General features: G+C 62.8%; 25 protein-coding genes. 7 read left to right on the top strand and 18 right to left on the bottom strand.

The genetic code is table 11. The features are described from left to right. Positions 1-14: 14 nt before the first annotated feature. The 14 genes from queE to RRF64_RS15695 form a co-directional block, all read right to left on the bottom strand. The gene (queE, locus tag RRF64_RS15630; RefSeq protein WP_323846846.1) at positions 15-674 is read right to left on the bottom strand and encodes a 7-carboxy-7-deazaguanine synthase QueE; all 660 of its coding nucleotides are present in this window, start codon (positions 672-674) and stop codon (positions 15-17) included. A 109-nt stretch (positions 675-783) separates the two neighbouring features. Beyond that, positions 784-1,587: a tol-pal system protein YbgF gene (gene ybgF, locus RRF64_RS15635; protein ID WP_323846847.1), complete on the bottom strand. Its 804-nt coding sequence runs from the start codon at positions 1,585-1,587 to the stop codon at positions 784-786. Between the two features lie 58 nt (positions 1,588-1,645). Continuing rightward, a complete protein-coding gene (locus RRF64_RS15640) occupies positions 1,646-2,119 on the bottom strand; it encodes an OmpA family protein (protein ID WP_323846848.1) in 474 nt (157 codons plus the stop codon). 113 nt (positions 2,120-2,232) lie between these two features. Further along, positions 2,233-3,528: a Tol-Pal system beta propeller repeat protein TolB gene (gene tolB, locus RRF64_RS15645; protein WP_323846849.1), complete on the bottom strand. Its 1,296-nt coding sequence runs from the start codon at positions 3,526-3,528 to the stop codon at positions 2,233-2,235. After that, positions 3,525-4,304 (bottom strand): cell envelope integrity protein TolA, encoded by a 780-nt coding sequence (tolA, locus tag RRF64_RS15650; RefSeq protein WP_323846850.1) that lies wholly within the window; start codon positions 4,302-4,304, stop codon positions 3,525-3,527. Before tolA ends, tolB begins: the two co-directional genes overlap by 4 nt. A gap of 7 nt (positions 4,305-4,311) precedes the next feature. Beyond that, a complete protein-coding gene (gene tolR, locus RRF64_RS15655; RefSeq protein ID WP_323846851.1) occupies positions 4,312-4,743 on the bottom strand; it encodes a protein TolR in 432 nt (143 codons plus the stop codon). 17 nt (positions 4,744-4,760) lie between these two features. Continuing rightward, the gene (tolQ, locus tag RRF64_RS15660; RefSeq protein ID WP_323846852.1) at positions 4,761-5,450 is read right to left on the bottom strand and encodes a protein TolQ; all 690 of its coding nucleotides are present in this window, start codon (positions 5,448-5,450) and stop codon (positions 4,761-4,763) included. Positions 5,451-5,453: 3 nt separating this feature from the next. Then, on the bottom strand, positions 5,454-5,858 hold the full coding sequence (gene ybgC / locus RRF64_RS15665; protein WP_323846853.1) for a tol-pal system-associated acyl-CoA thioesterase: 405 nt from the start codon (positions 5,856-5,858) through the stop codon (positions 5,454-5,456). 37 nt (positions 5,859-5,895) lie between these two features. Next, entirely contained in the window at positions 5,896-6,915 is a 1,020-nt protein-coding gene (gene ruvB / locus RRF64_RS15670) for a Holliday junction branch migration DNA helicase RuvB (RefSeq protein WP_323846974.1), read from the bottom strand. A 118-nt stretch (positions 6,916-7,033) separates the two neighbouring features. Further along, positions 7,034-7,642, bottom strand: coding sequence for a Holliday junction branch migration protein RuvA (gene ruvA / locus RRF64_RS15675; RefSeq protein ID WP_323846854.1), 609 nt, complete (start codon positions 7,640-7,642; stop codon positions 7,034-7,036). A gap of 157 nt (positions 7,643-7,799) precedes the next feature. Beyond that, positions 7,800-8,330, bottom strand: a complete 531-nt coding sequence (ruvC, locus tag RRF64_RS15680) for a crossover junction endodeoxyribonuclease RuvC (protein ID WP_323846855.1) — start codon at positions 8,328-8,330, stop codon at positions 7,800-7,802. Positions 8,331-8,514: 184 nt separating this feature from the next. Beyond that, the gene (locus tag RRF64_RS15685; protein ID WP_323846856.1) at positions 8,515-9,258 is read right to left on the bottom strand and encodes a YebC/PmpR family DNA-binding transcriptional regulator; all 744 of its coding nucleotides are present in this window, start codon (positions 9,256-9,258) and stop codon (positions 8,515-8,517) included. A 58-nt stretch (positions 9,259-9,316) separates the two neighbouring features. Beyond that, positions 9,317-11,095 (bottom strand): aspartate--tRNA ligase, encoded by a 1,779-nt coding sequence (gene aspS, locus RRF64_RS15690; RefSeq protein WP_323846857.1) that lies wholly within the window; start codon positions 11,093-11,095, stop codon positions 9,317-9,319. Positions 11,096-11,171: 76 nt separating this feature from the next. Then, positions 11,172-11,432 (bottom strand): FmdB family zinc ribbon protein, encoded by a 261-nt coding sequence (locus RRF64_RS15695; RefSeq protein WP_323846858.1) that lies wholly within the window; start codon positions 11,430-11,432, stop codon positions 11,172-11,174. A gap of 294 nt (positions 11,433-11,726) precedes the next feature. Here RRF64_RS15695 and RRF64_RS15700 point away from each other — a divergent pair, with 294 nt between their 5' ends. From RRF64_RS15700 to RRF64_RS15720, 5 genes are all read left to right on the top strand, one after another. Further along, positions 11,727-12,155, top strand: a complete 429-nt coding sequence (locus tag RRF64_RS15700) for an HU family DNA-binding protein (protein ID WP_323846859.1) — start codon at positions 11,727-11,729, stop codon at positions 12,153-12,155. Positions 12,156-12,335: 180 nt separating this feature from the next. After that, entirely contained in the window at positions 12,336-14,066 is a 1,731-nt protein-coding gene (locus tag RRF64_RS15705) for a proline--tRNA ligase (RefSeq protein ID WP_323846860.1), read from the top strand. A gap of 173 nt (positions 14,067-14,239) precedes the next feature. Further along, positions 14,240-14,806, top strand: a complete 567-nt coding sequence (locus tag RRF64_RS15710) for a lytic transglycosylase domain-containing protein (protein ID WP_323846861.1) — start codon at positions 14,240-14,242, stop codon at positions 14,804-14,806. Positions 14,807-14,809: 3 nt separating this feature from the next. Then, on the top strand, positions 14,810-15,874 hold the full coding sequence (locus RRF64_RS15715) for a helix-turn-helix transcriptional regulator (RefSeq protein WP_323846862.1): 1,065 nt from the start codon (positions 14,810-14,812) through the stop codon (positions 15,872-15,874). Positions 15,875-16,076: 202 nt separating this feature from the next. After that, complete coding sequence (locus RRF64_RS15720; protein WP_323846863.1) at positions 16,077-16,895, top strand: sterol desaturase family protein; 819 nt, start codon at positions 16,077-16,079, stop codon at positions 16,893-16,895. A 71-nt stretch (positions 16,896-16,966) separates the two neighbouring features. Here the strand turns inward: RRF64_RS15720 and RRF64_RS15725 are convergent, their stop codons facing one another. Beyond that, positions 16,967-17,347, bottom strand: coding sequence for a hypothetical protein (locus tag RRF64_RS15725; protein ID WP_323846864.1), 381 nt, complete (start codon positions 17,345-17,347; stop codon positions 16,967-16,969). A gap of 489 nt (positions 17,348-17,836) precedes the next feature. On the opposite strand from RRF64_RS15725, the gene RRF64_RS15730 reads away from it, so the two are divergent. Both RRF64_RS15730 and RRF64_RS15735 read left to right on the top strand, forming a co-directional pair. Next, positions 17,837-18,691, top strand: coding sequence for a peptidylprolyl isomerase (locus tag RRF64_RS15730; protein ID WP_323846865.1), 855 nt, complete (start codon positions 17,837-17,839; stop codon positions 18,689-18,691). Continuing rightward, entirely contained in the window at positions 18,688-19,704 is a 1,017-nt protein-coding gene (locus RRF64_RS15735; RefSeq protein WP_323846866.1) for a HupE/UreJ family protein, read from the top strand. The genes RRF64_RS15730 and RRF64_RS15735 overlap by 4 nt, the downstream gene beginning before the upstream one ends. A gap of 93 nt (positions 19,705-19,797) precedes the next feature. Here RRF64_RS15735 and RRF64_RS15740 read toward each other — a convergent pair whose 3' ends face one another. The 3 genes from RRF64_RS15740 to RRF64_RS15750 all read right to left on the bottom strand — a co-directional run bounded on the left by RRF64_RS15740 (position 19,798) and on the right by RRF64_RS15750 (position 24,082). Continuing rightward, the gene (locus RRF64_RS15740) at positions 19,798-20,274 is read right to left on the bottom strand and encodes an Lrp/AsnC family transcriptional regulator (RefSeq protein WP_323846867.1); all 477 of its coding nucleotides are present in this window, start codon (positions 20,272-20,274) and stop codon (positions 19,798-19,800) included. Positions 20,275-20,465: 191 nt separating this feature from the next. Then, positions 20,466-21,659 carry a pyridoxal phosphate-dependent aminotransferase gene (locus RRF64_RS15745; RefSeq protein ID WP_323846975.1) on the bottom strand — a complete coding sequence of 398 codons (1,194 nt, stop codon included), beginning with the start codon at positions 21,657-21,659 and terminating at the stop codon, positions 20,466-20,468. Between the two features lie 251 nt (positions 21,660-21,910). Continuing rightward, complete coding sequence (locus tag RRF64_RS15750; RefSeq protein WP_323846868.1) at positions 21,911-24,082, bottom strand: autotransporter outer membrane beta-barrel domain-containing protein; 2,172 nt, start codon at positions 24,080-24,082, stop codon at positions 21,911-21,913. Positions 24,083-24,121 lie beyond the last annotated feature (39 nt).

Genomic DNA, 24,121 nt, shown 5'->3' on the forward strand with positions numbered 1-24,121 from the left:
CGCGCAAACCCCTGTCACACGCCGGGAATATCGCCCCACAGTAGTTTGTGCAGCTGCATCTGCATGCGCACCGGCAGGCCGTCCTCGAGAATCCACTCCGCCAGTTGGCGCGGCTGCAGCTGCTCGTAGCTGGGAGAAAACAGTACCTCTCCCACCCGCTCCGGCAGCCGGTACTGATCCAGGGTGAACCTGGCCCAGTCGTAGTCGCCGCGGTCGCAGATCACGAACTTGACCTGGTCGCGCTCGGTCAGCGCGGCGATGTTTTCCATACGGTTGCGGTGCTGCTCGCCGGATGCGGGCGTCTTCAGATCGACCACCCGCGATACCCGCTCGTCCACCTGTTCGACGGGCATGGCGCCACTGGTCTCCAGGGAAACGGCGTAACCCGCATCGCACAGCGCCGTCAGCAGCGGCAGGCAATTGGGCTGCGCCAGGGGCTCGCCGCCGGTTACGCACACGTAGCGCGCCGGGTGGCTCTGCACTTTCTGCAATATCTGCTCCAACGTCATGCGCTCGCCGCCATAGAAGGCGTACTCCGAATCGCAGTAGGTACAGCGCAGTGGACAGCCGGTCAACCGTACGAAAACCGTCGGCAGCCCGGAATCCCGCGCCTCGCCCTGCAGGGAGTAGAAAATCTCACTGATGCGGAGTGACTCTGTAGAAAGGTCGGTCATATTCACCACAAATAGAAACGCCCGGGCGGCTTATGCCGTCCGGGCGCGGGATCATAGTGCTTTTGTGATCAAAAAACCAGCGACGCCCCTGGCGCCCCGGTGCACACTATTATTGAAAGTTTTCTTCCAGGTACTTCTTCGCCAGACCCGAGGCGCGGGCATCGCTGGCGGCGACCTGCTCCAGCAACTCGCGGGCTTTCTGCTGATCGCCCAACTGGTGGTAGACGGTGCCCAGCTTGTAGCGGCCGTCCCACACCTTGGTGGAGTTCGGGTAACCGTCCAGCAGGGCCACGAACCACTGGCGAGCCTCTTCCAGATTACCCTGCACCAGCGCTATCTCGCCCAGCCAGTAGTTGGCGTTGGGGGCGTACTGGCCGTTGGGATAATCCTGCAGCAGACGCTTGAACTCGGTGCTGGCACCATCGTAATCGCCATTGCGGGCCAGCCCGAAACTCGCCTGGTAGCGATCGCGCTCGTCCTCACTGGCCGCCGGCGCGGGCTTGCCCGGTGCCGGACGCGCAGCGCTGCTGTCAGCGCCGATGTCGTCGCCGTTTTCAGCGCCGGCGGGCGGCTGTGCCGACGGCTCGGTACCCGCCAGGCGGGCGATACGCCGATCCAGGTCCATATAGTCGTCAGTCCGCTGCTGTTTCAGACGCCTGACCTCGTGGCGCAGCTCTTCCACTGCACCGCGCAGCTCCTGTACTTCCTGCTGCAGCACCTGCATCTGGTAATAGGCCTCCGCCTGAGGATTGGCCTGGCGCGTGGTGGCAGCCGGCGCTCGCGCTATCTGGGTTTCCTGATAGGCGGGCTCGGAATAGGAGGAATCCGGATACGAAGACGCCGATTGCCGAGAGCTGTCACCGGACAGATCGACAATCGGCGCCTGCGAGAATGCGGGCGATGCCGCAGCCATGACGGCTGCGGCAAACGCGATTCTTCTAATCGTTAAAGCCATTGGCATCCAATGTCGATTAGTTAATCACAACGCGACGGTTCATCTGACGCGCGCTTTCGCTGGAACCAGCCTGAGCCGGGCGCTCTTCACCGTAGCTGATTACTTCCAGGGCAGAGGCGTCAACGCCCTGCAGCACCAGGAAGTCGCGTACCGCGTTGGCGCGGCGCTCACCCAGGGCCAGGTTGTACTCGCGAGTACCCAGCTCGTCGGCGTGGCCTTCCAGGCGCACAGTACCGGCGTTGCCGCGCATGCGGTCAGCGTGCGCAATCAGCAGCTCACGGGTTTCCGGCTTCAGCAGGGACTGGTCAAAGTCGAAGTAAACGACATTGTCCAGCGGTACTGCTGTTTCCTGTGCCGGGGTTTCAACAACCGGCTCTTGAACCTGGGTCATCTGCTGCTGCGCGCTGTCATCGGTGTCAGTGCTGGTACAGCCAGCCATTACCGCCATAACGCAAGCCAGGCCCAGACCTGTTTTTACTGATTTCAACATAAGCTACTCCGCTTTTAGTGTTTTCGAAAAATCCCGCAAGACTTTATCTATGGTCTTAAACTACACGCCCGCCGCACCGAGTTTGGCGGGCACCCCTATACAATCAAAGTACATCAATCAAAATAAGGCGACCATGCCGGCTCGCGGACATCGCCCCGCTGAGACGGCAGGTTGTACTTCACCCCGGCATCCAGCGATACCGCCGCCAGTATGCCCTTGTCCCCCCGCTTGGTGGCGTACATCAGCATGGCGCCGTTAGGAGCAATGCTGGGGGATTCATCCAGACTCGTCTCCGTGAGGACACGCATCCGGCCGGTATTGATATCCATCGTCGCGATCGTGAATACCCCCCTGCTGCGATGCACCATTACCAGCGTTTTCCCGTCGGGAGACACACGCGGCCTTGCGTTATAGTCGCCATCGAAGGTTAAGCGGTCTACTTGACCAGTGGCAAGGGTCAATTGGTAAATTTGTGGTTTACCTCCCCTATCGGAGGTGAAAACCAGCGATTTACCATCCGGCATCCAGTTGGGCTCGGTATCAATGGAGAAGTGCCGGGTCATCCGGGTGAACTTCCCGCTGTTCAGATCCAGCACGTAGATCTCCGGATTGCCGTCCTTGGAGAGCACCATCGCCAGTTTGGTTCCATCCGGCGACCAGGTCGGCGAGCTGTTGATCCCCTTGAAGTTGGTCAACTGCTTGCGCGCACCGGTGCGCAGGTTCTCGCGGAAGATGGCCGGGCGCCCGGTTTCAAAGGACACGTAAGCCACTTCCTGCCCATTCGGCGACCACATCGGCGACATCACCGGAGCGCTGAAGCGGCGGATTTCCCGCGCCCGCGCCCCGTCGATATCGGCCCGCATCAGCACGTAGCTGGGGCGGCCACCGCGTGTTTCCTCGAGAACGTAGACCATTTCCGTGGAGAAGGCCCCGCGAATACCGGTGATCGCCTCGAAGATCTCGTCCGCCGCACGGTGGGCGATGTCCCGCAGCTGCTGGCTACCGCCACTGACCTGCTTGGTGAACATCTTCTGTTGGCCGAAGATGTTCACCAGATCGAAGGTCAGCAGGTAGCCAGACGCCTGGGGCTCTATACGACCGGTAACAACGTATTCAGTTCCCAGAATTCGCCAGTCTCTGTGAACAATTTCTTCCGGGGTCTTGGGGAAGGACAGCATGTCCGCCTGGGGCACCGGCGCAAACAGGCCGCTGCGGCGCAGGTCGGCGGAGATGATGCCCGACACATCCTCCGATAGCACACCGCTGCCGGACCAGCTGAACGGCGACACGGCGATGGGCGTGGGGTCATCGATACCGCTGGTGATATCCACCACCAGCTGGGCGCGGGCGCTCAGGCTGAGCGACGCCACGGCGATGACAAAAACTGTTTTCAGTAGGTTCTTTATCATTGGCGCAGATCTTCGACTCTAAAGTTCAACAGGGTTGTGCGCACTTCGCGCTCAAATACATTCGGCTCCTCACGGGCCAGGTCCGCCACTTCGGGGAACACCTCCACCTTGCGGATAGCCTGCAGAACCGAACGATCGAGAGCGGCATTGCCACTGCCCTCGACGATATTGGCCGCCACCACCCTACCGGTGGGTACAAAGTTGATTTGTACCACGGTGAGCATGCCGTTGCGCGCGCTGGGCGGGCGGCTCCACACGGATTCGATGCGCTGCTGGATCGCCTGGGCCACGGACATGACCGCCTGGGTATCCTCGCGCGCATCCTGCAATTCCTCCTCATCCTCGAGCGCCTCTTCAAAGGCGCTCTGGCGCTCGCGCTCCATCTGCTCCTTGCGCTCCTGCTCCTTGCGCTCCTTCTCGCGGCGGGCCTTGTCCTCCGCTTCCTTTTTCTTGCGTGCGGCCTCGGCCTTACGCTTCTTTTCGGCCTCGGCCTTCTTCTTTTGTTCCAGTGCGGCGCGGCGTTTCTGCTCCGCCTCCACCTGGCGCTGACGCTCCAGCTCGCGCTGCTGGCGCTGCTTGATCTTGTCGACCTTCGGCGGTGCCTTCTTCTTGGTCACGGTAGCATCCACCGTCACCAGCTTGGCCTGCACAAACTTCGGCATCGGCTTGCGTTCGTGCTCGGTGCTGGCCTCCCAGCCGTAGGTGAGCACAGCGATCAGCGCCGCGTGGAACACGAGGCTGATAACAACCGCCAGTGCATAAGAGCCTCTATTCACCGGCACGCTACTCCTGCGGCGGTTCGGTGACCAGGCCGACGCTGGGCGCCCCCGCCTGCTGCAAATGGGTCATGGCGCTGACGATCAGGCCGTATTTGGCGTCGGTGTCACCCCAGACCAGTACCGGCGTCTTGGGTTTTTGACGCAAAACCTTGGCGACAGTTTCCTTGATCTCGGCGAGCGGCCGGGCCACCTTCTCCTCTTCGCCCAGGTTCAGGTAATAGGTGCCGTCCGCGCGCACGGATACGATCAGAGGCTCATCGTCGGTGTCCTCGATCGGCGCCGAGGGTGCATCCGGCAGGTCCACCTTGACGCCCTGCATCAGCAGCGGTGCGGTGACCATGAAGACGATCAGCAGTACCAGCATCACGTCGATGTAGGGCACCACGTTGATCTCGGATACCAGCTTTTTCTTGGTTCCCTTGCGAAACACACTCATAGGGTTCGCCTATTCACTCAGCCGGAGTGCACTTTGCGGTGCAGGATGGAGGAGAACTCCTCGGCGAAAGTCTCGTAGCTGGTCAGCAGCCACTCCGCCTTGGCGGAGTAGCGGTTGTAGGCCATGACCGCCGGAATCGCCGCAAACAGTCCCATGGCCGTCGCCACCAGCGCCTCACTGATGCCCGGCGCTACTGTGGCAATGGTGGCCTGGTGCATGGTGGCGAGGCCGCGAAATGAGTTCATGATGCCCCAGACGGTGCCGAACAGGCCGATATAGGGGCTTACGGAGCCCACGGAGGCGAGAAACGGCAGGTTCATCTCCACCTTTTCCTGCTCGCGGGACATGGCCACGCGCATGGCCCGTTCGGTGCCCTCCATAACCGCCTCGGGGCCGCTGCGGCCCTGCTGGCGCAGGCGGGTGAACTCGGTGAAGCCGGCTCGGAACAGTGACTCTACACCGTCGGTCTTGCCGCGCTCGGCGCGGGCGTTGCCTTCGCGGAACAGCTGATTCAGGTCGGCACCGGACCAGAAACGGCGTTCGAAGTTGTTCAGCGCGCGCTTGGCGCTGGACAGGTAGAGTCCCCGCTGAATGATCATGACCCAGGAGATCACGGAGGCCAGCAGCAGTATTAACATCACCAACTGCACCAGCAGACTGGCGTTCTGTATCAGCCCCCACAGGGAGAGTTGTTCACCGGTTTCCATCTTCTATATGGCTGCCTTTAATGCTGAGTAAATGGGTTCGGGTAGCGCGCAGGGTTTGCGGCTGTCGTCCGAGACGCAGGCGACTTTGACCACACCTTCGCAAATAATTTCATCATTGCGCCAGATTTTTTGCTCGAAAGTGACGGCGGCGCGCCCCAGTTTGCCAATCGCGGCGCTGGCCCGCAACGCGTCGTCCAGCTGAGCCGAGCGGCGATACTGGATCTCCGCCGAGTGCACCACCAGCAACAGCCCCTGGCTGGGCATAGCCGGCTTATCATAGCCGAGGGAGCGCACGAGTTCTGTGCGCGCGCGCTCCATATACTTGAGGTAGTTCACGTAGTAAACAATCCCGCCCGCGTCGGTATCCTCGATATAGACGCGGATGGGGATGCTGAAAGCCTCTTTCACCCCTGCCCCTTGTGGTTTTCTGTAAGCATCCATCCGATTACTTGGTATCCGGCTTCGGTATACCGAAATGCTCATAGGCCAGTGCCGTCACCACCCGCCCGCGCGGGGTGCGGGCGATATAGCCCTGCTGGATCAGGTAGGGCTCGAGCACATCCTCGATGGTGTCGCGCTCTTCGCTGACCGCCGCCGCCAGACTGTCCACGCCAACCGGGCCGCCGTCAAACCTCTCGATCATCGCCAGCAGCATGCGCCGGTCCAGCTGGTCGAAACCGCGCGCGTCCACGTTGAGCATGTTCAGCGCGGCATCGGCGATCGCGGCATCGACACTGCCGTCGCCCTTCACCTCAGCGTAGTCGCGCACCCGGCGCAGCAGCCGGTTGGCGATCCGCGGCGTGCCGCGGGCGCGTTTGGCAACTTCCAGCGCACCGCCCTGATCCATCTCCACGCCCATCAGGCCGGCGGAACGCCGCACGATACTGGTCAGGTCCTCGACATTGTAAAACTCCAGCCGCTGCACAATGCCGAAGCGGTCGCGCAGCGGCGAGGTCAGCAGCCCGGCCCTGGTGGTCGCGCCTACTAAGGTAAAGGGCGGCAGGTCCAGCTTGATCGAGCGCGCCGCCGGCCCTTCGCCGATCATGATGTCCAGCTGGTAGTCTTCCATCGCCGGGTACAGCACCTCCTCCACATGGGGGCTGAGGCGGTGGATCTCGTCGATAAACAATACGTCGCCCGGTTCGAGATTGGTCATCAGCGCAGCCAGATCGCCGGCCTTCTCCAGCACCGGGCCGGAGGTTGTCTTGATCGCCACCCCCATCTCCGCGGCGATGATGTTCGCCAGCGTCGTCTTGCCGAGGCCGGGCGGCCCGAACACCAGGGTGTGGTCCAGGGCCTCGTTGCGCAGCTTGGCGGCCTGGATAAAGATTTCCATCTGCTCGCGCACCACCGGCTGGCCGACATAGTCCGCCAGGGATTTGGGGCGCACGGCGCGGTCGTACTGCTCTTCCTGACCGGCGGGGCCTATGGCTTCCGGGGCTATCAGGCGGTCGGCTTCAATCATGCAGTTGCCCCAGAATTCGATCGCGGCCACCGGCCGCTCCTACAGGTGGTTTCGAGGTAATTCATTCCGCATTCCGCATTCCGCATTCCGCATTCCGCATTCATCATTCCGCATTTAGTTATGCCGGCGCCATGCTTTTCAGGGCCAGGCGGATCAGGGTCGCGCTGTCGGCGTCCGGCTGTTCCTTGCTGGCGCGGGCCACCATCTTGGTGGCTTCGGTGGGCTTGTAGCCCAGTGCCACCAGGGCGCTCTCGGCTTCGCCGACGTGATCGATTTTCGGCGCTACGGCGGCCATCAGCGGGATATCGTTGCTGTCGCCGAACTGCGGCACCAGCTTGTCCCGCAACTCTACTATCAGCCGCTCGGCGGTCTTCCTGCCCACGCCGGGCACTTTGACCAGCGCCGCCACATTGTCCTCGCTCACACAGCGCGCCAGCGCCGCGCCGTCGAGGCCCGACAGTATGGCTAGCGCCATCTTCGGGCCCACGCCGTTGACCTTGATCAGGGTGCGGAACAGCTGGCGGTCGGCATCGCGGATGAAGCCGTAGAGCGTCTGCGCCGTTTCCGATACGGCCAGATGGGTGTGCAGCTGCACCGGCTGGCCCAGGGCCGGCAGCTCAAAAATGGTGGTCATCGGGGCGAGCAACTCATAGCCCACGCCCTGGACATCCACCAGCAGCAGCGGCGGCTGCACTGCGGCCAGGGTGCCGCTCAGTCTTCCGATCATTTTCTGTTCCTTTCAAACATCAGGACCTGGACGCTAAGCCGGGAGGGATACCCCTTGCCGGGACCGTATGAGGCATGGATGCCGATTACGAGCGTACAGGGATGTATTCACAGCGTGTCCCGGCAAGGGGTATCCCTTCCGGCGCCACAAAACCTGCTCACGAGATACTCAGGCGGCCGCGGCGGAAACGGCTGCGCGCACCGCCGGCGGTCTGAATCAGGGTCTGCATGGTGTGCATATGGCAGAGCGCCACCGCCAGCGCGTCGGCGGCGTCCTCCTGCGGCGAGGCCGGCAGGGACAGCAGGGTCTTCACCATATGCTGCACCTGCAGCTTGTCCGCGGCGCCTGTCCCGACCACCGCCTGCTTGACCTTGCGCGCCTCGTATTCGGACACCGGCAGGTCAGCATTGGCGGCGGCGACTATGGCCGCGCCGCGCGCCTGGCCCAGCTTCAGGGCAGAGCCGGCACTCTTGGACATAAACACGTTTTCGATCGCCATCTGCGCGGGCCGGTACTGTTGTGCTATCTGGCTGACGGCATCGAAAATGAGCTTGAGCCGCTCGGGCAGAGGTCCCTCAGGTATGCGGATCACGCCACTGGCGACATAGATAGCCTTGTGGCGCTGCACATCGATCAGGCCGTAGCCGGTTTTACGCGAGCCGGGGTCTATGCCCAGGATACGGGTCAAGGGCCGCCCCCTGTGGTATCTGTACGTTTATATAGTGGCGGGCAGTGTCCCAAGGTGGGGGAAAGGCGTCAAGGGATGGGAGTGGCCGGCGGGATTCCCGGGCGAACCCCGTGTTCGCCCGGGCGGGCCTTGCGGCCCGCTTGCGGAGCTGGCGGCGGGCGCTCCCGAGTTCGGCGCTCTCAGGTCAGGCCAGCTGCTCCATCACTTCTGCGGGGATATCGGCATTGCTGTAGACGTTCTGCACGTCGTCCAGGTCTTCCAGCATATCCACCAGCGCCATCACTTTCTCGGCCCCTTCCTTGTCCAGCGACACGGTGGTGGACGGGATCATCGCGATTTCCGCATTGTCGGGGGTGAAGCCGGCCGCGGTCAGCGCATCCTTCACCGCCATGTAGTCCTGGAACTCGGTAGTGACTTCGATGCTGCCGTCGTCGTTGGTCAGGATATCTTCGGCACCCGCCTCCAGGGCCGCTTCCATCAGCGCGTCCTCATCTGCTCCAGGCTCATAATAGAGCTGGCCCTTGCGGGCGAAGAGGTAGGCTACCGAGCCGTCGGTGCCCAGGTTGCCGCCGCGCTTGGAGAAGGCGTGGCGCACTTCGGCCACGGTGCGGTTGCGGTTGTCGGTCAGGCACTCCACCAGCACGGCGACGCCGCCGACACCGTAACCCTCGTAGGTCACCGCCTCGTAATTATCAGCGTCGGCATTGCCGGCGCCGCGCGCGATGGCCTTGTCGATGGTGTCGCGCTTCATATTGTTGCTGAGCGCCTTGTCGATGGTGGCGCGCAGCGTCGGGTTGTCATCCGGGTTGCCGCCGGCCTTGGCGGCGACGGTCAGCTCGCGAATGATCTTGGTGAAAATCTTACCGCGCTTGGCGTCCTGGGCCGCCTTGCGGTGCTTGATGTTGGCCCATTTACTATGTCCCGCCATCTGATCTCTCCGGTATAGCTGTGGGAGCCTGCCCTGCAGGCTCCCACATTACTCTCTTTTAACTAATTTTCTCTTCTTTCTGGCGCAGGCGAATGCTCAACTCGCGCAGCTGCTTCGCATCCACGGTGCCCGGCGCATCGGTCATCACACAGGCGGCGCTCTGGGTTTTCGGGAAGGCGATGACATCGCGAATCGAGTCGCTGCCGGTCATCAGCATCACCAGGCGGTCGAGGCCGAACGCCAGACCGCCGTGGGGCGGTGCACCGTACTTGAGCGCGTCCAGCAGGAAACCGAATTTCTCGCGCTGCTCCTCCTCTGCGATGCCGAGGATGCGGAACACAGCCTGCTGCATTGGCTGGTCGTGGATACGCACGGAACCGCCACCCAGCTCGGTACCGTTCAGCACCATATCGTAGGCGCGCGACAGCGCGTCCAGCGGATTCGCCTCCAGTTCTTCCGGCGCGCAGGACGGCGAAGTGAACGGGTGGTGCAGCGCGGTGAGGCTGCCGTCGTCATCCTCCTCGAACATCGGGAAGGCCACGACCCACAGCGGCGCCCAGTCACAGGTATACAGGTTCAGGTCCGCACCCAGCTTGCAGCGCAGTGCGCCCAGGGCTTCCGACACCACTTTGGCCTTGTCGGCGCCAAAGAAGATCAGGTCGCCGTTCTCGGCCTCGAGGCGGTCGAGAATGGCCGCACGCACCTCGTTGGGCAGGAACTTCACGATCGGCGACTGCAGGCCGTTTTCCAGGTCGGACTTGTCGTTGACCTTGATGTAGGCCAAGCCCTTGGCGCCGTAGATGCCGACAAACTTGCCGTAGTCGTCGATCTGCTTGCGGGTCAGCTTGTCGTTGCCGCCCGGCACTTTCAGTGCGGCCACGCGGCCCTTCGGATCATTGGCCGGCCCGGAGAAGACCTTGAAGTCCACCTCGGTCATCAGGTCCTTGATCTCGACCATTTCCAGCGGAATGCGCAGGTCCGGCTTGTCGGAACCGTAGCGCAGCATCGCCTGGTAGTGGGTCATGCGCGGGAACTCGCCCAGGTCCACGCCCAGCAGTTCCTGGAACAGGCTGCGCACCATGCCCTCGGTAATCGCCATGATGGCCTCCTCGTCGAGGAAGGAGGTCTCGATATCGATCTGGGTGAATTCCGGCTGGCGGTCCGCGCGCAGGTCCTCATCGCGGAAACACTTGGCGATCTGGTAATAGCGATCGAAGCCGGAAACCATCAGCAGCTGCTTGAACAGCTGCGGCGACTGCGGCAGCGCGAAGAACTTGCCCTCGTGGGTGCGGCTCGGCACCAGGTAATCCCGCGCACCCTCGGGGGTGGCGCGGGTCAGGATCGGGGTCTCGATATCCAGAAAGCCCTGATCGTCGAGGTAATTGCGGATCGCGGTGGTCAACTTGGAACGGAAACGCAGGTTGCGCTGCATCTCGTTGCGGCGCAGATCCAGGTAGCGGTACTTGAGGCGCACGTCCTCGCCCACCGCGGTGTGCTCATCCAGCTGGAAAGGCACTGTCTCGGCGACATTGAGTATTTCCAGCTCGGTGCCGTAAATCTCGATTTCACCGGTCACCATGTTCGGGTTTACCGCTTCCGGCGCGCGGGCGCGCACGCGGCCGGTGACCTTCAGCACATACTCACTGCGCACGCGGTCGGCCTTCTCGAAGTGCTCGCCGGCATCCGGGTCAAATACCACCTGGGCGATACCATCGCGGTCGCGCAGGTCGATAAAGATCACACCACCGTGATCGCGGCGGCGGTCGACCCAGCCACAGAGGGTTACTACGCGGTCAATGTCCGCGGAACGAAGGGCGCCACAGTAGTCGCTGCGCATGGATGCTTTCCCGTTGTTTTTACGTTACAGGTTGTCGAAAGGTATCTTGAGGGGCCGCCATCGGGCGCCCCCAGGCTCAGCTGGCCTCGGCCGTCTTGGCCGCGGGCTTGTCCGACTTCGACTTGGCCGACTCCCCGGCCAGATTCTTCTTGCTGCCGGTCTTGAAGTCGGTTTCGTACCAGCCGCCGCCCTTGAGGCGGAAACCCGCTGCAGAAATCTTCTTGCGCAGCTCGGCCTTGTCGCAGGCCGGGCAGTCCGTCAGCGGAGCGTCGCTCATACGCTGCAGGGCCTCCATCTCGTGGCCGCAGGCATTGCACTGGTATTCGTAGATCGGCATTGCTCAATACCCGGTACTTTAAGGGGGGCGCAGATTATACATGAGCACTACAGAGGGAAGAAGCAGTGCCCGCGATCGGCAATGCCCCGACCACGATCTGAGCACAGAAGCGCAGTCTCTGGAGCAAAAACCTGAAAAAAAGCACTATTTTTCCCGTATTTTCGCGTGCGGGCGAACAAAAACTATATATACTTCCCCTCAACACCCGCTGCGAACACCCCGGTTTCGGCGGCAGCGCAACGGGCGTACGAACATACTTTCACTGGAAAAACAACACATAGAAGGAAGCTACTCATGGCCGCACGCAAGAAAGCCGCAGCTAAGAAAGCCCCCGCTAAGAAAACCGCAGCCAAGAAGGCCCCGGCCAAGAAAGCAGCCGTCAAGGCCGCTCCGGCCAAGAAGGTCGCCGTGGCAAAAGAGAAGTTCACCAAGACCCAGATCCTGAACCAGATCGCCGAGAGCACCGAGCTGTCCCGCAAGCAGGTTCAGTCTGTACTGGACGAGCTGACCAATGTGATCGAAGCACACGTGAAGAAGCGCGCGGTCGGCGAGTTTGCCCTGCCCGGCCTGCTGAAGATCACCACCGTGAAGAAGCCGGCCAAGAAGGCCCGCAAGGGTATCAACCCCTTCACCGGCGAGGAGACCATGTTCAAGGCCAAGCCGGCCAGCATCCAGGTGAAGATTCGCCCGCTGAAGAAGCTGAAAGAAATGGCCGAATCCTGATTCACGCCTTTTCCGTGCAAAAACCCCGCTTCGGCGGGGTTTTTGCTTTGTGCGGGGCTCAACCCCGGGCCCGGCCCGGTCGCGTCGCGCAAGTGCGGCGCCTTCGGCCCTACCACACACCCGGCGAGCCGACGTAAAATGTCCGGCCCGAAACGTAACACCAGTAGAACAGAAATCCCTATGCGCGCATCCCGCTACCTGATCGCCACCCAGAAAGAAACGCCCAACGACGCCGTCGTCATCAGCCACCAGCTGATGCTGCGCGCCGGCATGATCCGCCGCCTGGCCTCCGGTCTCTATACCTGGCTGCCGACCGGCCTGCGGGTGCTGCGCAAGGTGGAGCGCATAGTGCGCGAGGAGATGGACAGCGCCGGCGCGCTGGAAGTGCTGATGCCGGTGGTGCAGCCGGCGGAGCTGTGGGAGGAGTCCGGCCGCTGGCAGCAGTACGGTCCGGAACTGCTGCGCATCCGGGACCGCCACGACAACCCCTTCTGCCTGGGCCCGACCCACGAGGAGGTGATCACCGATCTGATCCGCAACGAGATCAGCAGCTACAAGCAGCTGCCGGCCAACTTCTACCAGATTCAGACCAAGTTCCGCGACGAGATACGCCCGCGTTTCGGCGTGATGCGCGCGCGCGAATTCACCATGAAGGACGCCTACTCCTTTCATGTCGACGCCGATTCCCTGCAGGAAACCTACGATGTGATGCACGGCGCCTACTGCCGCATCTTCGACCGCATCGGCCTGGACTACCGCCCGGTACTCGCCGACACCGGTTCCATCGGCGGTTCCAGTTCCCACGAGTTCCACGTGCTGGCCGCCAGCGGCGAGGACGATATCGCCTTCTCCACCGAAACCCGCTACGCCGCCAACGTCGAACTGGCGGAGGCGGTCGCACCCGCGGGCGAGCGCCCGGCTGCGAGCCAGAAACTGGAGGAGGTACACACCCCGGGGCAGAAGACCATCGCCGCGGTCAGCGAATTCCTGCAGTCGGATCCGGCACACTCGGTGAAAACCCTGATCGTACTCGGCGATGCGGACGAAAATGGCCGGCAGCCGCTGGTGGCGCTGGTATTGCGCGGCGACCACGAGCTGAACGAGCTGAAAGCGGAAAAACTGCCCGGTATCGCCAGCCCGCTGCAGTTTGCCCCGGAGCAGCGCATCGCCGCCGAACTGGGCTGCGGCATCGGCTCCCTGGGCCCGGTCGGACTGCAGATCGAAACCGTCGTCGACCGCGCCGCGGCGCATCTGGCCGATTTCATCTGTGGTGCCAACAAGGACGACTACCACTTCACCGGCGTCAACTGGGGCCGCGATGTGGAACTGGGCCGCGTCGAGGACCTGCGCAACGTGCTCCCCGGCGACCCGAGCCCGGACGGCCAGGGCACGCTGGAAATCAAGCGCGGCATCGAGGTCGGCCACATCTTCCAGCTCGGCGACAAGTACAGCCGCGCGATGAACGCGACCGTGCTGGACGAAAACGGCAAGGAGCAGGTGATGGCCATGGGCTGCTACGGTATCGGTGTATCCCGCATCGTCGCCGCCGCCATCGAGCAGAACCATGACGATGCCGGCATCATCTGGCCCGATGCCATAGCGCCCTTCCAGCTGGCCATTATTCCGATCAATATGCAGAAGAGCGACGTGGTGCGGGAAAAGTGTGAGCACCTGTACGAATCCCTGCGCAGCCAGGGCGTCGACGTGCTGCTGATGGACGAGCCCAAGGCGCGCCTCGGCGCCATGCTCGCCGATGTGGAACTGATGGGCATCCCACACCGCATCGTCATCGGCGACCGGGGCCTGGAGAAAGGCGTGGTCGAATACAAGGGCCGCCGCGATGCCGAGAGCCAGGAATTTGCGGAATCTCAGCTGGAAGAGGTGCTGCTGAAGTTAATCAGGGGGCACTGAGCCCCACTGGTCGTCATCCCGGGCTTGTCCCGGGATCCGGTGCAAGGGCTGGCGAACACTGCGCGCCCTGAATCTGGATACCGGCCTGCGCCGGTACGACGACAGCGGGGCCCGACCAACAGTCCGCAATTGCCGCTGCCCTTCCTCCGCGCCATTCCGTAAAATCCCCTGTCATGATAAGAAAAACGCTGAACACGCTGCTGCTCTGCCTGATAGGGGGCGGCGCCCTGGCCCAGGAAAAGATTCCGGAAGTCGATCCGGAGCTTAAGCTCGCCCTGAAGGAAGCGGTCACCCAGGCGGACAGCTTTGCCGACCGCTTCGACGCCGAAGTCTGGCTGATGGCCAAGTCCCAGCCGCTGGCGCGCTACATCAAGGATCCCCAGGAGCGCATGCGCGTGCTGAAGGCGGTGCACCGCGAGGCCACCCTGGCCGGACTGCGGCCGGAAATCGTCCTCGCCGTCATCCAGATAGAGAGCGCCTTCGACCCCTACGCGGTTTCCCGGGTCGGCGCCCAGGGCATGATGCAAGTGATGCCCTTCTGGAAAAAGGAAATCGGCCGTCCCGGCGACAACCTGATCGATATGGACACCAACCTGCGCTACGGCTGCACCATCCTCAAACACTATATCGGCAAGGCCAAGGGCAACCTGGCCAATGCGCTCGCCTACTACAACGGCAGCTACGGCCGTCATACCTATTCCAGCAAGGTGCTGGACGCTTGGGCGGCGCGCTGGAGGTAATCGATGAGCCTCAGCTATGTGTTCTTTACCGGCAGCGCCTGCGCACTGCTGCTGCTGGCCGCGGCCAAACTGGCCATCAGCTACCGCCAGCAGGCCGCCGGTCGCTGGCTGATACTGCTGCTGGCAGGGGTGCTCTGCTATCTGGTCTGGCCGCTGCTGTCCCTGCAGCACCCGCTCGCCAGGCTGCTGGTCGACCTGCCCACGATACTGGTGCCGGCCGCCTTCTGGCTGTTTGCGTTCACGCTGTGCAGCGAGAGTGATGCATTCCCGCCCTGGGGCTGGGCGCTGGTGGTGCCGTCGGTGGTGGTCAGCGTCGCCGCCAATCATCTCGACTTCCCCGCCGCACCGGCCCTGCACGAGACCCTGTACGTGCTGGCGCAGCCATTCAAACTGGCACTGATCGCCGCCGGCATGCTTGCGCTGCTGCAGCAGTTCCAGTCGGATCTGGTCGAAGCCCGCCGGCGCCTGCGCGCGGTGCTGCTGATCGCGGTGGGCGGCTATATGCTGATCGTGGTCTGCGCCGAGTTCCTGTTCTCCTACCAGCCGGTGCCCGCCGGCGTGCCGACGCTGCATGCGGTGCTCGCAAGCCTGCTCGCGCTGGCCGCCTGCCTGTGGCTGCTGGCCCTGTCGCCGGAGGCCCTGGCGGAGTCCCTGCCGCGCCCCCCGGAGCCCGATGTCGCCGAGGAGGTGGCGGAACAGGCGCCGCTGCCGCTGGACGAACAGCAGCACCAGCTGCTGCAAAAGCTGCAGGCCCATATGGAATCGGGCGGCTACCGCCACACCGGACTCACGATCCGCGAGCTGGCGGAACAGCTGCATGCGCGCGAGCATGTGCTGCGCGCACTGATCAACCGCCACCTGGGCTACCGCAACTTCAATGAATACCTGAACCAGTTCCGTATCGACGAGGCCAGCGCGCGTCTGGCAGATCCCCGCCAGGCACACCTGCCGGTGCTCACCATCGCCCTGGATATCGGCTACCGCTCCCTGAGCCCGTTCAACGCCGCCTTCAAGCGGCGCCACAGCCAGACACCGACCGAGTATCGCCGCGAGCAGCTGCCGGCCTGAAACACCCGTTTTTCGGAATCCGTCAGCTGTTTTTTTACTTTCCGCAAGCGCTTCCCCCGGCTTTGCGCCAGACTCTCGCCAACACCTTGTAGGGCCGAAGGCGCCATGAATGCCTGGAAGGGCCGGGGCGGCCAACGGCGGATGGCCGCCCCGCCGCACCTACAGGGGAAATACGCAAGCAAAAGAATAAGACGGTGAGACTATGGAATTCCTGTGGCACCTGGCGCTCGACTGGGCCGAACACTTCCAGCGCGACCTGTTCCGCTACCTGCTGGCGGCGACTGTAATGAGCCTTTCGGTCAGCTGGCTGTTCCGCGGCTGGATGAACCGGCGCCGGCTGCAGAGGCGCCGCGCCAGCTGGAGGGACGTCCGCCGCGAAGTCAGCTTCTCCATGCTCACCCTGGGCGTCTTCGCCACCGTCGGTATCGTCACCAGCATATTGCGGGACTGGGGCCTGGTGCAGATCTACTGGCAGTGGAGCGACTACCCGCTGTGGTGGAATATCGCCAGCCTGCCGGTGGTGATACTGCTGCACGACGCCTACTTCTACTGGACCCACCGCGCCATGCACCACCCGAAGCTGTTCAGGCACTTCCACCGCGTACACCACCTGTCGCGCACCCCGACGCCCTGGGCGGCCTACAGCTTCTCCATCGGCGAAGGTGTGCTGATGGCAATCTTCTCGCCGCTGATCCTGATGCTCATGCCCGTGCATGTGCTGGTCTGGCTGGCGTTTATCTTTGTGATGATCTTCCGCAACGCGATGCTGCACGCCGGCTGCGAGTTCCACCCGCGCGGCTGGGTGGACGGCCCGCTGGATTTCATGACCACCACCACCCATCACGACCTGCACCACCAGCGCTTTCAGGGCAACTACGGCTTCTATTTCACCTGGTGGGATCGCTGGATGGGCACCGAATTCAAGAACTACAAAGAGGTGTTCCGCCAGGCCGTAAATGGAGAATTGAATGGAGAGTTCAGCAATGAGACCGCGCCGGCAAAGGCGGGAGCGGTCACCTAGGGATTGCGGCTGATCGGCAGATGTCCGCATGTGCTTGCGCGGCCTCTGGGCCGCGCTTTTTTATGCGCAACTCAGTGGCCGTGTTCCAGCGGCAACCACTTCGTCTCCCGGTAGCAGAGAAAGCCCCAGATCAGCAGCAGCACTTCCAGCGCGAAAAAGACGCCGTTGCGCCAGTCGAAACCGCTGATCAACAGCATGCCGTAGAGCCGCCCGCCGGCAAAACCGGCGTAGGCGAGCACCATTGACGCGAAGGCGACTCGGCGGTGCAGCCGAATCCGCAGCGCAATCAGCAGTGCCGCGGCAATTGCCAGCATAAAGCCGCCAAAGGTGGCGAGGAATTCCGGCACCGCCGCCGGCGCGAGAAAGCCCAGATTGACGGCCGACGCAAAACCCTCGGGGTTGGCGAATGCGCCGATACCGATGGCGGCGTAAATCAGCAAATTCAGACTCAAAAAAGTTTTTCCGTAATATTTCAACCGACAGTCCTCGGGCTGACTATGTACAAACATTAGAAACCGTTAACGCTGAGTGTATCTGCGCTAATGGAAAATCGTCACTTCACGATGGGCGATTCTACCAGCGACAGGGACAGGCGCCCTATTCGCCTCTGCCCGTCAATGACGCCTTTATAGCGAAAGCGATAACTGCTTTCTGCAACAGAGGACGCCACCCACAACCAGCGGATGCGCTAATCTCGTAGCTATTAACCCGGCGATTAAGGAGTTTGCCCTGATCTCCTTAATCTTATCCCGAAAAATCTGGCGCAGCTGCGCGGACCTGCTGGATTTTCCAGGGCTCGCGGCAGCCTTCTACTGGTAGCGACAAATCCCTGTGCCGCTATTAACCCGGCAACCTTTATCGCCGGGTTAATACCTTCTGAAGAGTCAGCGCCGGCGCGATCGATGCGCCTCAAGAGGACATAAGACGAAAGGAGTCGAACAATGAAAGCCACTCTGATGCGCGAGCCGCTGTTTCACTTCGCACTGCTCGGCGCCTTCCTGTTCGGAATCAACGCGCTATTTGCGAAAGAGGATGCCGAACGCGATGAGATAGTCGTCAGCCAAGATCGCGTAGATCATCTCGCGGCGGTATTCGAGCGGGGCTGGCAACGTCCGCCCACCGGCGAGGAGCTGCAAGGTCTCATTGAAAATTATATTCGCGAGGAGGTGCTCTACCGGGAGGCGCTGAAGCTGGAACTGGATCGGGACGATACGGTGATCCGCCGCCGCCTGCGCATGAAAATGGAATTTCTGGCCAAGGACCTGATCGATGCAGTGGAGCCAGGTGAAAAGGCGCTGAAGTCCTATTTCGCCAACAAGGCGCAGGATTACCTGCGGCCGGCGCAGTTCAGCTTCCGCCAATTCTACTTCGATTCCCAGGTGCGGCAGTCCGCCGCCGACGATGCCCGCGCCGCACTGGCGGCGCTCAACGGCGGCGCGCCGGCGGACGACGTCGGCGACAGCAATCTGCTGCCGCAGCGCTTATCACAAGAGAGCGCCGGCCGCGTCGACCGTCTCTTCGGCGCTGGCTTTGCCGCGCAACTGAGCGAACTGCCACAGGGGCGCTGGGCCGGACCGGTCGAGTCCGCCTACGGCCTGCACCTGGTGTTTGTCGAGACGTATGAGCCGCAGCGACCGGCAGATTTCGCCGCAGTGCGACCGCAGGTGTTGCGCGACTGGCAGGCGGAGGAGAAAAAGAGAATCCTGCAGACCCAGTACGACACCTACCGCTCCGCCTACAAAGTGCGCATCGAGGGTGAAGCGCGTATCAGCACCGGCGAGGTGGCCCTGAAATGATCCGGCTCCTGCTCTTCACCATTGCACTGACCTTGTCCCTGCCCGCCGCCGCCCACGAACTGCGCCCGGCCTTTCTGCAGATAGAGCAGACATCCGCACAGGAATTCGGCGTGTCCTGGCGGGTGCCGGCGCGCGGCGAAATGCGACTGTCGCTGAATGTGGCCTTCGACGCGGGCGTCACTCCCCTGAGCCCGGCCGTGGGCAGGATCGCCAACGGTTTCTATACCGAGACCTGGTCCATCAAGCATGCCAGTGATCTGGCGGGCACTTCCGTCGCCATAGACGGCCTCGAGAACACCATGACCGACGCGCTGGTGCGCATCGCCTGGCTGGACGGGCGCGAGCAGCTGCAGCGCCTGCTTCCGGACAGCCCGCAGTTTGTCGTGGACGGCAAGGCCGGCGACGGCCAGATTGCCCTCACCTACTTCATACTGGGCGTCGAGCATATCTGGTTCGGCCTAGACCACCTGCTGTTCGTGCTGGCGCTGGTGCTGCTGGTCAGTGGCTGGAAACCGCTGGTGGGCACCATCACCGCCTTCACCCTGGCCCACAGCATCACCCTGGTCGCCGCCGTGCTGGGCTATGTATCGGTGCCCCAGGCGCCGGTGGAGGCGATCATCGCACTCAGCATCGTGTTTGTGGCCAGTGAATTACTGCAGAGACTCCGCGGCCGCGACACGCTCGCAATCCGCCAGCCCTGGTTGGTGGCCCTCGGCTTCGGCCTGCTGCACGGTCTCGGCTTTGCCGGCGCCCTGGCGGATATCGGCGTACCGCAGCACGCGATTCCGCTGGCGCTGGCACTGTTCAATCTCGGTGTCGAGGCGGGGCAGCTGCTGTTTGTCGGCGCTGTCTGCGGGCTGTTCCTGCTGCTGAGGCGGCTGCCGCCGGTGCAGCAGAGGCAGCGAGTGAGCGGTCACTCCGCGGCGGCAGTTGTCGCCTGGCCTGTGGCCTATCTGGTCGGCGGGCTGGCGGCCTGGTGGTTGATAGACCGCACCCTGTCGATGGTGTTCTAAAGCGCCATTGCTGTGGGAGCCTGCCCTGCAGGCGATCTTTCGCAGCATAGGAAAGAGTCGCCTGCAGGGCAGGCTCCCACCGAGAGTTGCTATCTAATCCTGAAACAGCAGCTCCAGCGGATAGCCGTTGAACGGTTTGGTCTTCTCGATCACCAGGTGGGAAGTCATGCGCGAAATGGCCGCCTCTTCGTTGGCCAGCAGCTGCTCGGACACGCGGTTGAAGTCGGCCGCATCCGGACAGACAAAGCGCAGCATATAGTCGAACTCGCCCGACATCTTCACGCAGGAGACGATCTGGGGGATATCGTTGATGGCGCGGCGGAAGCTCTCGCTGGTGCGCGCGTCCTGGCGCTTCAATGCCACGTTGACGTAGAACTCGGCGTGGCGCACCTTGTCCAGGTTGATCTCGGCGAGAAACTCGCGGATATAGCGCTCGCTGGTCAAACGCTTCACCCGCGCCAGACAGGCGCTCTCGGACAGCCCGATCTGCTCACTCAAGTTCAGGTTGCTGATACGCGCGTTGGTCTGCAGAGCCTGCAGTATGCGCAAATTGTGCCGGTCGATTTTCACTTGGCTGTTCTTTTGATTCTGGAAAAGGGGCAAGGATAGCGGGATTCGCCTGTGGCCGAAACTCCGCAGATGGCTCAGCCCATCAATCATCATTTGTCGTCATTCCGGCGTAGGCCGGAATCCAGAATGCTGTTAGAGGCACTGGATTCCGGCCTGCGTCGGAATGACGAGTGTGGAGATTTTATCGGCGGTCAGCCGGCCTGGCGGTTGCCACTGGTGACGAAGCGCTCTATGCGGTCCAGCGCGCGGGACAGCTCGGCCTCGTCCGCGGCCAGGGTCAGGCGCACATGGTTGACGGCACTCGGGCCGAAGGGGGCGCCGGGCAGCACCGATACCCGCTCGGCGTCCAGCAGCGCTTCGGCGAAGGCCTGGCCGGAGGCGGCCACCTGCGATACGTCCACCATCACGAACATGCCCGCGTCCGGCGAATAGCAGCTGAGACCGGGGATTCTGCCGATGCGCTCGACGATCAGGTCGCGCCGCTTCTCGTAGGCGTCGCGCATCTGCTTGACGAAGTAGGTGTCGAACTCCAGCGCGAAGGCCGCGGCCTCCTGGATAAACTGCGGGCAGCCGAAGATGGTGGCACCGGCGAATTCGATCAACCGCTCCACCAGCGGCCCGCGGGCCACGGCCCAACCGAGGCGCCAGCCGCTCATGGCGTGGGACTTGGACAGGCCGTCGATGACGACGATATTGTCCAGTTCCGCCGCCGCGGTGCGCAGGGAGGTATGGCGGCGGGCGAAGGTGATCATCGAGTACATCTCGTCGCACACCAGCCAGATGCCGCGCTCGCGGCAGTAGGCGGCCAGCGTACGCAGCTGCTCCGGCGTGGCCATGGCGCCGGTCGGATTGACCGGGGTATTGATCATCACTGCGCGAGTCTCGCCGCCGATAGCGGCAATAATCGCGTCCACGTCGAAAGCAAAATTGCTCTGCGCCGGGCAGGCGACGCGTTTGACATTCAATCGCAGGGAATCGCAGATAGGCACATAGCCGATATACATCGGCTCCGGAATCACGATCTCCTCGCCCGGGTTCAGCAGACAGGAGAGCACCGCGTAGATGGCGTTGGTGCCACCGGGAAAGACCACCACGTCGTCGGGGCTGCAGGGATGCGGAGACACCTTGCTCTCGATCGCGGCGATGGCGCGGCGCAGCATCGGCTCGCCGGCGGCCGGCGAATAGTGGGTGCGCCCCACACCCAGGCGGGCGCGGGCGAAATCGAGAATCGGCTCGGGCGTGTCGAAGTTGGGGTCACCCACGCACAGGAAGATCACATCCTCGCCCTTGTCGGCCAGTTCGTGGGCGCGGTCGCTCACCGCCCAGACGTCGGCGTCCGCGCTGTTGAGGGCTTCACTCTGCAGGCTGAATCGGGGGCTGAACATCGTCACGCAGGTCACTTCACGGTTGCTATCGATAATTCTAAGTTAACAATCGCGGGAGTAATTGATGACGCTAAAGCGGCTCTGATTTCGCATTCCCATGGCATTTTTCCGGCCTTTGCCGCAGAAAATTCGGTGACATTTTTGTGACAAATGTGGGAGCCCGCCCTGCGGGCGATTTGCCCCGGCGCAGGAGGTTATCGCCAGCTGGGCTGGCTCCCACATGTGGCACCGCCCCCAGTCCCCCCGGAACATCAGAAGCGGTAAATCAGGTTCAGCCCCCCGACAGTATCTTCCGGGCGCACGAGAATATTGCCGGACAGCTGCAGATTGTCCGTCACATTGAGGCCTACAAGCGCGCCGAAGCCGTTCTGGAAGAAGCCGGCGTTCTGGCTGTCGTAGGCGGCCAGAAAGGCGCTGTTGCCGGGGATGGACTTGAGGCCGATACCCACATTCGCGACATCGTCGCCGCCGTTGTGCTCGATCCAGACCTCGCCAAACCAGCGCCAGTCCGCATTTTCCGGCGCGTTGTAAAAGAAGCCGCCGCGCAGGCGGTAGTATTCGCGGTCCTGGTGCCGCACGCGCAGCCCCAGCGGATCCAGCGTCTGGCCGTCGTTGCCGATATATGTCAGGTCCGGGTTGGTGGATTCGCTGAAACTGTCCGCATCCACCCGGGTCCAGGCCGCGGCAACGAAGGGGCCCAGCTGGCAGGGCAGCGCCGGCGCGGTGTCGTAGCCGGCGCGGGCGAAGAGACTGACCGCGCTGCCGTCGGTGTCGCCGTCAATCCGCGTGCGCAAGCTGCCTATCTGTATGTCGCGATCTATTTCGTGATAGTCGATCCAGCTGTAGGTAATCCCGCCATCGACAAAAAAACGTTCATCGTGCCAGCGCCCCAGGCCGGAGAGGTTCCAGTTGCGGGCCTTCAGTGACAGGTCGCTCGGCCTGTAATCACTGCCGGCGTAGGACAGGGCCAGCGCCCACTCAAAAATGTCCTCGACGGCAAAGCTCATACCCAGCAGCCCGTCCCAGCCGTAGTCCTCGTCGTTCGGCGCCGGTCCCTGGCCGAGATCGGTGTAGGCCAGGGCGCCGCCGAAAAACACCGTGGTGGTCGGCTCACGGAAGCGCTGTGCCACCAGGTGATGATCGATATTCGTCTGGTGCAGGCGGGTGTTCTGGTAGCCCAGATCGGGCAGCATCGCAAAACCCACCGGCGCATTCAGGACCGAGAAATAATAATCCCCGAGCATCCGTCCCGCGGCGAGGGTCGGATGCACACCGTCATTGAACAGCAACCGGTTTGCGTCGGGCGCACTGCCGTTTTCGCCGTAAACCGGATCCGGATTGTCACAGCCGGTTGCGGTGTAACAGGTGGCGGACTGGTTGATATTGGCAAAGCCGAACAGCCCAGGCCTGGACAGGGCCAGGACGCCCATACCCTCGGTATCCAGGATCAGTACGTTGCCGATAAAGTTCAGCTGCACACGCAGGTCGTTGTTGAACAGCGCCGTACCGGTATTGCCCGCGCTGATCGCGGCCTGGCCAATGTCGTTCATCAGCGGCGTATTGCCCACCCGCGGCGCGTTGGATACCACTACATAGCGGGCGCCCGCGTCGCGCAGCTCCCGCGCGGCGGTGGCGAGGAAAGTGGCGGAGCGATCCATACGCTCCGGCGTGAGGGTACCAGTGACGACCGCCTGGATAATATCGTTGCCGCCGCCGTTGAGATAAAACAGCGCATTCCGAGACACCCCGTTCTGCGGCAGATAGCCCTGACCGGTAGCAAAGGGCACACCGGTGAGCGTGATGCTGTTGTTCGGGTCGTCCACCAGAGCCTGCAGTGCCGCCGGATTGCCAAAGGCGGCGACCGCTTCCGCCACCTGCGCGGGCGGCAGATAGGGGCTCTCGCCGGCCGCCGGATCGCAGATACCATCGCTGCCGCAGCGGGTGGAGTCCGGCAGAATCGTTGTCAGCGGATTGTGATCGGCAACGGTGGTATTCGGAAACAACTGGCGAAAGCGCTGCGGTCCCACGATATCCAGCAGCACATCGGCGGTGCGGTTGCCGCCGACGGCCCAGTTGCCGCCGTTGGTTAGCACCGAAGCCGCCACCTGCTGAAACTGCTGTTCCGGTGTACCCGGCGCCGGCGCGCAGGGAATGGCACCGCCGAAAGCGGGCCCCAGTCCCGAGCAGGACGGTTGCGGCGGGCTCAAGCCCAGCGCCTGTGCCAGGAAACTCACCGATGGCTGCATCGGCAGAATGCCGGCGGGGTCACTGCTGGTAAAAATCCCCGCATTGCCGGCATCCGACAGGCTGTCGCCGAACACGACCATATCGCGGTACAAAAGGCTGCTGCTGCCGTCGGCCAGGGCGGTGGCAGCGGTGGCGAGTGCCACTGCGGCACAGACAGATTTAACGGTAAAGCCCATTGCGCACTCCATTGCGGAACAGTTCAGGTCGCGATGGGG

It is taken from the genome of Microbulbifer magnicolonia (assembly GCF_035117725.1).
Taxonomy (GTDB): Bacteria; Pseudomonadota; Gammaproteobacteria; order Pseudomonadales; family Cellvibrionaceae; genus Microbulbifer; species Microbulbifer magnicolonia.